Origin of the sequence: Vibrio cincinnatiensis, from assembly GCF_022113815.1 — a bacterium.
GTDB lineage: Bacteria > Pseudomonadota > Gammaproteobacteria > Enterobacterales > Vibrionaceae > Vibrio > Vibrio cincinnatiensis_A.
This window is the reverse complement of sequence record NZ_SGOM01000056.1, coordinates 1-1,349: the sequence shown is the minus strand read 5'-3', so window position 1 is coordinate 1,349 and position 1,349 is coordinate 1. Positions and strand designations below refer to the sequence as shown.

General features: G+C 42.8%; 1 protein-coding gene. It reads left to right on the top strand.

The window, feature by feature from the left end; all coding sequences use genetic code 11:
* The coding region (locus EXA13_RS16540; RefSeq protein WP_269137013.1) for a flagellin at nucleotides 1–741 on the top strand (741 nt) is incomplete at its 5' end.
* Between the last annotated feature and the right edge of the window lie 608 nt (nucleotides 742–1,349).

The window sequence follows — 1,349 nt, the reverse complement described above, 5'->3', positions numbered from 1 at the left end:
GGTACGTTCCAAACTAAAGCGTTCCAAATTGGTTCACAAAGCGGTGAAGCCGTAATGCTGACCATGAAAGACATGCGTAGCGATAATGAAATGATGGGCGGGAATAGTTATGTAGCACAGGCGAACCCCGGCGGTGATACAGATAAAAACTGGAAAGATTGGCGTGCGGCTGATGGTAGTAATGAACTTACCATCACGATTACCGATAAAGATGGTAACACTCTTGCCCCTATCTCTATCGAAGCGAAAGAAGGTGACGATATTGAAGAGCTTGCTACTTATATCAATGGCCAAACGGATGCGGTACAAGCTTCTGTAAATGAAGATGGCCAACTGCAAGTTTTTGCTAGCAATAAAGATGGAGTTGAAACCGTTGCATTTGGTGGTACTCTAGCGACCGATCTAGGTATGTCTGGTCCATCTGAAGTAACGATCAATAGTATTGATGTGACCACCGTTGGCGGTGCACAAGAAGCGGTAGCCGTTGTGGATGCAGCGCTTAAGTATGTGGATAGCCACCGTGCTGAACTGGGCGCATTCCAAAACCGTTTTGGTCATGCTATCAATAACCTAGACAACATCAATGAAAACGTGAATGCGTCTAAGAGCCGAATCAAAGATACCGATTTTGCGAAAGAGACAACAGCATTAACGAAAGCACAAATCCTGGGTCAAGCATCAAGTTCAGTGCTTGCTCAAGCGAAACAAGCACCCAATGCGGCATTAAGCCTACTTGGCTAATAGCGTCAAATGACAAAAATCCAGCTTCGGCTGGATTTTTTTATACCTGAAAATTATCTACCGATTTTTTACTTTACAGATCAATGCATTATCATAAGATTGTGTCTGTGTGTCTGTGTGTCTGTGTGTCTGTGTGTCTGTGTGTCTGTGTGTCTGTGTGTCTGTGTGTCTGTGCGGGCATAGCGTTGCCTCTAAACCTAGTAAATCTCGATTGAAAAGAGGTTGAATGATCTTAGGTATGGTTGTTTATTGTTAGGTTACGATGCTCTCCACTTGCATCTATTTATCCTCAGTAATTGAATGATAAGGTTTCTGTGATTGAACGAAGCCTTACCACGGTAAAATCGTTATAGCACTCAATGATACCTTGGATAGGGTATAGGTTAGGATGAGATGATTGGATTCTTAGTTGTTCTTAAATAAGATTATAATGTGGTTTGGGGCTTATTCTTGATGAAAAGTTACTTATTCTTAAGAGGGAGATGACTGAACAGAAAAAACAAAACCCAGCCTAAGCTGGGTTGTTTAATAATGGTGCGGAAGGAGAGACTTGAACTCTCACACCTTGCGGCGCCAGAACCTAAATCTGGTGCGTCTACCAATTTCGC